The organism is Mesorhizobium sp. WSM4976, assembly GCF_029625685.1.
Taxonomy (GTDB): domain Bacteria; phylum Pseudomonadota; class Alphaproteobacteria; order Rhizobiales; family Rhizobiaceae; genus Mesorhizobium.
This window is the reverse complement of record NZ_JARTVT010000035.1, coordinates 62,725-69,143: the sequence shown is the minus strand read 5'-3', so window position 1 is coordinate 69,143 and position 6,419 is coordinate 62,725. Positions and strand designations below refer to the sequence as shown.

General features: G+C 62.3%; 6 protein-coding genes. 4 read left to right on the top strand and 2 right to left on the bottom strand.

Annotated features, from left to right (window positions below; all coding sequences use genetic code 11):
- Nucleotides 1-261: 261 nt before the first annotated feature.
- From P9272_RS31365 to P9272_RS31350, 4 genes are all read left to right on the top strand, one after another.
- Nucleotides 262-1,140 (top strand): branched-chain amino acid aminotransferase, encoded by an 879-nt coding sequence (locus tag P9272_RS31365; RefSeq protein WP_278163876.1) that lies wholly within the window; start codon nucleotides 262-264, stop codon nucleotides 1,138-1,140.
- Between the two features lie 208 nt (nucleotides 1,141-1,348).
- Nucleotides 1,349-1,951 carry a superoxide dismutase gene (locus tag P9272_RS31360; protein WP_278163874.1) on the top strand — a complete coding sequence of 201 codons (603 nt, stop codon included), beginning with the start codon at nucleotides 1,349-1,351 and terminating at the stop codon, nucleotides 1,949-1,951.
- Between the two features lie 350 nt (nucleotides 1,952-2,301).
- Complete coding sequence (locus tag P9272_RS31355) at nucleotides 2,302-2,739, top strand: cytochrome c (RefSeq protein WP_128257546.1); 438 nt, start codon at nucleotides 2,302-2,304, stop codon at nucleotides 2,737-2,739.
- A gap of 9 nt (nucleotides 2,740-2,748) precedes the next feature.
- Nucleotides 2,749-3,696, top strand: coding sequence for a cytochrome c (locus tag P9272_RS31350; protein ID WP_278163872.1), 948 nt, complete (start codon nucleotides 2,749-2,751; stop codon nucleotides 3,694-3,696).
- 59 nt (nucleotides 3,697-3,755) lie between these two features.
- Here P9272_RS31350 and P9272_RS31345 read toward each other — a convergent pair whose 3' ends face one another.
- Nucleotides 3,756-4,145 (bottom strand): SET domain-containing protein-lysine N-methyltransferase, encoded by a 390-nt coding sequence (locus P9272_RS31345; protein ID WP_128257777.1) that lies wholly within the window; start codon nucleotides 4,143-4,145, stop codon nucleotides 3,756-3,758.
- A 99-nt stretch (nucleotides 4,146-4,244) separates the two neighbouring features.
- The gene (locus P9272_RS31340; RefSeq protein WP_278163869.1) at nucleotides 4,245-6,344 is read right to left on the bottom strand and encodes a S9 family peptidase; all 2,100 of its coding nucleotides are present in this window, start codon (nucleotides 6,342-6,344) and stop codon (nucleotides 4,245-4,247) included.
- Nucleotides 6,345-6,419 lie beyond the last annotated feature (75 nt).

Genomic DNA, 6,419 nt, shown 5'->3' with positions numbered 1-6,419 from the left:
GACCCTCGCATAAGCCGATCTCGCATCAACCAAACGCGAAACGGCCTCACCGCTCCGGTTTTTCCGCAGCCTGTTAATGCGTTGTCGCCCAAAAGTGTGTCGCGGTTTCGTCATCAAACAAAAGACCTACAGAGGGTCACCAGACTCGGGTGACGCTCTGTAAGTGCTACTGGCCTCAACGATTTTCGCCCATGCCGGTTGACGCCGGCCGCCAAGGCATCGTCCTATGCCGGCCTGAAGTCATCGATCTGGACGGCAAACATGACACTGGCGACGGCGGCGCAAACCGCGACTTGGACCTATGTGGACGGCGACTGGTATGAGGGCAATGTCGCGATCCTGGGACCGCGCAGCCATGCCATGTGGCTCGGCACGAGCGTCTTCGATGGCGGCCGCTGGTTCGAAGGCGTGGCGCCCGACCTCGAGCTTCACTCCGCCCGCGTCAATGCATCGGCGTCGGCGCTTGGCCTGAAGCCGTCGATGACGACGGAAGAGATTGTCGGCCTGACCTGGGACGGCCTGAAGAAATTCGACGGCAAGACGGCGGTCTATATCAGGCCGATGTATTGGGCCGAGCATGGCGGCTATATGGGAGTGCCTGCCGATCCGGATTCGACCCGCTTCTGCCTCTGCCTGTACGAATCGCCGATGATTCCGCCGTCCGGCTTTTCGATCGGCGTCTCGCCGTTCCGGCGCCCGACCATCGAGACCATGCCGACCAATGCCAAGGCGGGCTGCCTCTATCCCAACAACGGCCGCGCCATCCTGGAGGCCAAGAATCGCGGCTTCGACAATGCGCTCGTGCTCGACATGCTGGGCAATGTCGCTGAGACCGGCACGTCCAACATCTTCCTGGTCAAGGACGGCCATGTGATGACGCCCACCCCGAACGGCACCTTCCTGGCGGGCATCACCCGCTCTCGCACCATCAACTTGCTTGGCGACTACGGCTTCAGGACCATCGAGAAGACGCTCTCGATTCGCGATTTTCTCGAGGCTGACGAAATCTTCTCGACCGGCAACCACTCCAAGGTCGTGCCGGTCACGCGCATCGAGAGCCGCGACCTGCAGCCCGGGCCCGTGGCCAAGAAGGCGCGCGAACTCTATTGGGACTGGGCGCATTCGACGTCCGCCGCTTGAGCCGCATGAGCGGCTCCCCGTTTCGCGAAAACGGCAAACCGCTCCATCTCCTTGTTTCCGCAATTCCGGGCGGAAAACCGTTTCACACTTTTCCCGGAATTGCTCTAAAAAGTCGCTCGGCGCTCCATTCCGGAGTTGCCCCGACCCATTCCAGACCTATCTTAGCTCGGTAATATCACCGGACTTTTTCCTCGAGGGAGTACCATCCATGGCTTTTGAGTTGCCCGCTTTGCCTTACGACTACGAGGCCCTGCAGCCTTACATGTCGAAGGAGACGCTGGAGTATCACCACGACAAGCACCATAAGGCCTATGTCGACAACGGCAACAAGCTGGCCGCCGAGGCCGGAATGGGCGACCTGTCGGTCGAAGAGGTCGTGAAGCAGTCCTTCGGCAAGAATGCCGGACTCTTCAACAACGCGGCCCAGCACTACAACCACATCCATTTCTGGAAATGGATGAAGAAGGGCGGCGGCGGCAACAAGCTGCCGGGCGCGCTGCAGAAGGCTTTCGATAGCGATCTCGGCGGCTACGACAAGTTCAAGGCGGATTTCATCGCCGCCGGTACCACCCAGTTCGGCTCGGGCTGGGCCTGGGTCTCGGTCAAGAACGGCAAGCTGGAAATCTCCAAGACTCCGAACGGCGAGAACCCGCTCGTCCATGGCGGCGTGCCGATCCTCGGCGTCGACGTCTGGGAGCACTCCTATTACATCGACTACCGTAACGCGCGGCCGAAATATCTCGAAGCCTTCGTCGACAGCCTGATCAACTGGGACCATGTCCTGGAGATGTACGAAAAGGCCCGCGCATGACCGCGAAAATCGACATCGATTTTCGGAAAGGATCATGCGCAGAATCAAAGCGTTACAGCGTCCTTTGCGCGCCGGAAGGTGCCCGGCGCTGTAAAGGCTGAGCGATTTTTGATGAAAAGCCCCGGCACGCCGGGGCTTTTCTTTTCGGGCAGGGGAAACGGCAAGCCCCAAAATCGTAACGACGAAAGGGAATAATCCCGCTGTGACGCCCGTTAACGTTCAGAGCAATTCCAGGAGAAGCGCGAAACGGTTTTCCGTCCGGAATTGCGCCAATAAGGAGATAGAGCATTTCACCATTTCACGGTGAAATGCCGTAGTCCCCCAATCTCTTCATCTACGGAGCCAATTGAATGAGAAAGCTTGTCCTCGCCATCTCTATGCTCGCCTTTGCCGGTTCGGCCGCCTTTGCCGATCCGATCCAGGAGCGCCGGGCCTTGATGAAGGAGCGCGGCCAGCTCGCCGGCCAGTTGGCCAAGGTGGTCAAGGGCGAGGAGGATTTCGACGCGGCCGCCGTGCTGACGACGCTGAAGGCCCTGCAGGCCAATGCCGAGAAGTTCGATGCCGAAAAGCTTTTCCCGGCCGGCTCCGACAAGGGCGACACCGCCGCCGCGCCGAAGATCTGGGAAGACATGGCCGGCTTCAAGGCCGCCGAGGACAAGTTCCTGGCCAACACCAAGGAAGCGGTCGCCTCGCCGCCGGGCGATGTCGATGGCCTGAAGGCGCAGCTCAACACCCTTGGCGGCGATTGCGGCGCCTGCCATCAGAGCTACAGGATCAAGAAGGGCTGATCGCCGGCGATGGCCTGGCTGAAGAAGCTCGTCGGCGCCGTCATCGTGCTTGGCGGCGCGGCGGCCGCCGCCGGCTGGGCGCTGTCGGCGCCGGTCAGGCTAGACGCCGGAGCCATCGCGCAGCTCGGCCCCGGCGACGCCGCCAGGGGCAAGCGGATCTTCTATGCAGGCGGCTGTGCCTCCTGCCATTCCAAGCCTGGCGCAGAGGGCGAGGCCCGGCTGCAGCTGGCCGGCGGACTGGAACTGAAGACGCCGTTCGGCACCTTCGTTCCGCCCAACATCTCGCAGGACCGGAAGGACGGCATCGGCGCCTGGAGCGAGACGGACTTCGCCAACGCCATGCTGAGAGGGGTTTCGCCTTCCGGCGAGCATTTCTATCCGGCCTTTCCCTATGCGTCCTACGCGCGCATGAAGCCGGCCGACATCGCCGATCTCTACGCTTTCATGAAGACGCTGCCGGCGGTCGCCGGCAAGGCGCCGGACCACAAGCTTTCCTTCCCCTTCACCATCCGCCGCGGCATCGGCATGTGGAAATGGCTCTATCTCAGCCCCGACCCGGTGATCGCGCTGCCCGACGGCACGCCCGACAAGGTGCTGGCCGGCCGCTACCTGGTCGAGGGACCTGGCCATTGCGGCGAATGTCACACGCCGCGCGATTTCGCCGGCGGCATCAAGAAGGGGGACTGGCTGGCAGGCGCCGTGGCCGCCGAAGGGTCGGGCATCGTGCCGAACATCACCCCCGAGGGGAAGAGCATCAAGAGCTGGTCGGAAGCTGACATCGCCAACTATCTCGAGACCGGCTTCACGCCCGATTTCGATTCCGTTGGCGGGGCCATGGTCGAGGTGCAAAAGAACATGGCTCAACTGACAGCCGACGACCGCGCAGCGATCGCCGCCTATCTGAAGGCGATCCCGCCGCGCCCCAACGGCTACCCGGCGCGCAAGCCGGCGAGTTGATCAGAGTAATTCCAGGAAAAATGTGCGGTGGTTTTCCGTCGGGAATTGCGTCGGGATAGTTACGGGTGGCGGTCGCCCAGGAAATCGAAGCCGTTTTCAAAGAAGTGGTTGTAGTCGCAGGTCAGTTCCTCGCCGGGCGCGATGTCGCGCAGCGCGTAGGTTTCCTCGGGTGAGGAGACGTCGCAGTTCGGCTCGTCGGCGTGGTTCATGTAACGGGCGTCATCCGCCTCGAAGACGATGTAGTTGGGATCGCGCCGGTCCGGATAGGAATAGCGATCGAGATAGGACTTCACCGGTCCGCTTTCGCCTTCATAGGTGTCGACGGGAATACGCCGGTCGAACCTTGGGTCGAGCTTCCAGATCAGCGTGCCCTTTGGAATGCGGTGTTTGGCGAAGACGCCGATGCCCTGGATGGGCGATTTGTCGAGATAGACGTCGACGAGCAGCATGAAGAACCTTGTGAATGAGCTGTCGGCGCGGCCCAAGGACCACGTCCAAAAAAGCAGAGCATTGCGTAACGCGCGGCCTTGTCAATTGCGAGTGGAAAATCAGGTCTTCCCGGTCACTTTCAGGGCATAGGCGTAAATGTAGGCGATCTCCTCCAGCCGCGAGAAGCGGCCCGACGCGCCGGCATGGCCGGATTCCATATTGATCTTGAACAGGACCGGGTTGCCGCCCCTCTTGCGTTCGCGCAGCCGCGCCACCCATTTCGCCGGCTCCCAGTAGGTGACCCGCGGATCGGTCAGGCCCGCCAGCGCAAGGATCGGCGGATAGTCGAGCGCCGCGACATTATCGTAGGGCGAATAGGCCGCGATCGTCTTGTAGTCGTCGGCGGACGCGATCGGGTTGCCCCATTCCGGCCATTCCGGCGGCGTCAGCGGCAGGCTGGCGTCGAGCATGGTGGTGAGCACGTCGACGAAGGGCACCTCGGCGACGATGCCGCCGAAGCTTTCCGGGGCCAAGTTGGCGATCACCCCCATCAGCATGCCGCCGGCGGAGCCGCCCTGCGCGACGATGCGGTCGTGCCGTGTGTAACGCTCGGCGACGAGATGGCGGGCGCAGGCGATGAAATCGGTGAAGGTGTTCATCTTCTTCGCCCGCTTGCCGTCCTCGTACCAGCCATAGCCCTTGTCCTTGCCGCCGCGCACATGCGCGATGGCATAGACGAAGCCGCGGTCCACCAGCGAAAGGCAGTTGGTATTGAAGGCTGAAGGCACCGCGATGCCGTAGGAGCCGTAGCCGTAAAGCAGGCATGGTGCCGAGCCGTCCAGCGGCGTGTCGCGATGGTAGAGCAGCGAGATGGGCACTAGCTCGCCATCGGCCGCGGGGGCCATCAGCCGGCGCGTGACATAGTGCTCGGGATCGTGGCCGGAGGGCACTTCCTGCGTCTTCAGGAGCACGCGCTCGCGGCTGCGCATATTGTAGTCGAACACCTGCGCCGGCGTCGTCATCGATGAATAGGTGAAGCGCATCGTCTCGGTGTCGTATTCGTAGGAGCCGGAGAGGCCGAGCGAGAAAGCCTCCTCGTCGAAGGTGATGAAATGCTCCTCGCCGCTGGCGCGCTCGCGCACGACGATCCGCGGCAGACCGTCCTTGCGCTCCAGCCTGACCATGTGATGCTTGAAACCAAGCACTGACAGGATCAGCCGTCCCGGCTCGTGCGGCACCAATTCATGCCAGTTGGCGCGCACCGGGTTGCCGACAGGCGCTGTCATGATCTTGAAGTCCTTGGCGCCATCGGCGTTGGTGAGGATGAAGAAGACGTCGCCGCCTTCTTCCAGGTCGTATTGCAGGCCGTTCTCCCGCACCGCCACCAGCTTCGGCTCGGCCGATGGATCATTGGCCGGCAGCAGCCGGGATTCCGAAGTCTCATGGTCGTTGATGCCGATCATGATCCAGTCATTGGCACGCGTGCCACTGACATCCATGAAGAAGCCCGGATCGGTTTCCTCATAGATTAGGCGGTCGTTCTCGGGCTTGTCGCCAAGTGCGTGGAAGAACACTTTCGATGGGCGATGGTTGTCGTCGAGGCGGGTGTAGAAGAAGCCGTCGTCACCGGCACTCCAAACCCCGCCGCCGCCCGTATCCGGAATCTGGTCTGCAAGGTCCTTGCCGCTCGCGAGATCGCGCACGCTTAGCGTGAAGAATTCCGAGCCCTTGTCATCGTACGCCCAGATCAGCTTCTTGTGGTCCGCGGAATGGTCGACGCCGCCGAGCCTGAAATAGGCCTTGCCCTCGGCCTCCGCGTCGCCGTCGAGCAGGATTTCTTCGCTGCCGCCGTCGCGCGAGGTGCGGAAATAGCGCGGCTGCTCGCCGCCCTGCCGGAAGGAAGAGCCATAGGCGTAGGGCCCGTCCTTCATCGGCACGCTCGAGTCGTCTTCCTTGATACGGCCCTTCATCTCGGCAAAGAGTTTGCCGCGCAAGTCGGTCGTGCCGGCCATCAGCGCGGCCTGATAGGCGTTTTCAGCCTCGAGATGGCCACGGATCCGGCCGTCGAGCAGGGAAGGATCCCGGAACACGGCCTGCCAGTTGTCGGCCCGCATCCAGGCATAGTCGTCGCTGCGGGTAATGCCGTGATGGGTGACGGAGACCGGATGTTTCTCAGGCGTCGGCGGGTTGGCGGTCGGGAATGCGGGAGTTCTGGTCATTACGTCTCGCTGGGAATTTGCTTGAATGATGAATGAACATGCCCCTCAGCGGCGGTTCAAGGGGCGCGGCTCAAG

Bases quoted from the DNA above. Each gene is read 5' to 3' on its own strand.
- P9272_RS31365 (WP_278163876.1), top strand. From the start codon at position 262: ATGACACTGGCGACGGCGGCGCAAACCGCGACTTGGACCTATGTGGAC.
- P9272_RS31360 (WP_278163874.1), top strand. From the start codon at position 1,349: ATGGCTTTTGAGTTGCCCGCTTTGCCTTACGACTACGAGGCCCTGCAG.
- P9272_RS31355 (WP_128257546.1), top strand. From the start codon at position 2,302: ATGAGAAAGCTTGTCCTCGCCATCTCTATGCTCGCCTTTGCCGGTTCG.
- P9272_RS31350 (WP_278163872.1), top strand. From the start codon at position 2,749: ATGGCCTGGCTGAAGAAGCTCGTCGGCGCCGTCATCGTGCTTGGCGGC.
- P9272_RS31345 (WP_128257777.1), bottom strand. From the start codon at position 4,145: ATGCTGCTCGTCGACGTCTATCTCGACAAATCGCCCATCCAGGGCATC.
- P9272_RS31340 (WP_278163869.1), bottom strand. From the start codon at position 6,344: ATGACCAGAACTCCCGCATTCCCGACCGCCAACCCGCCGACGCCTGAG.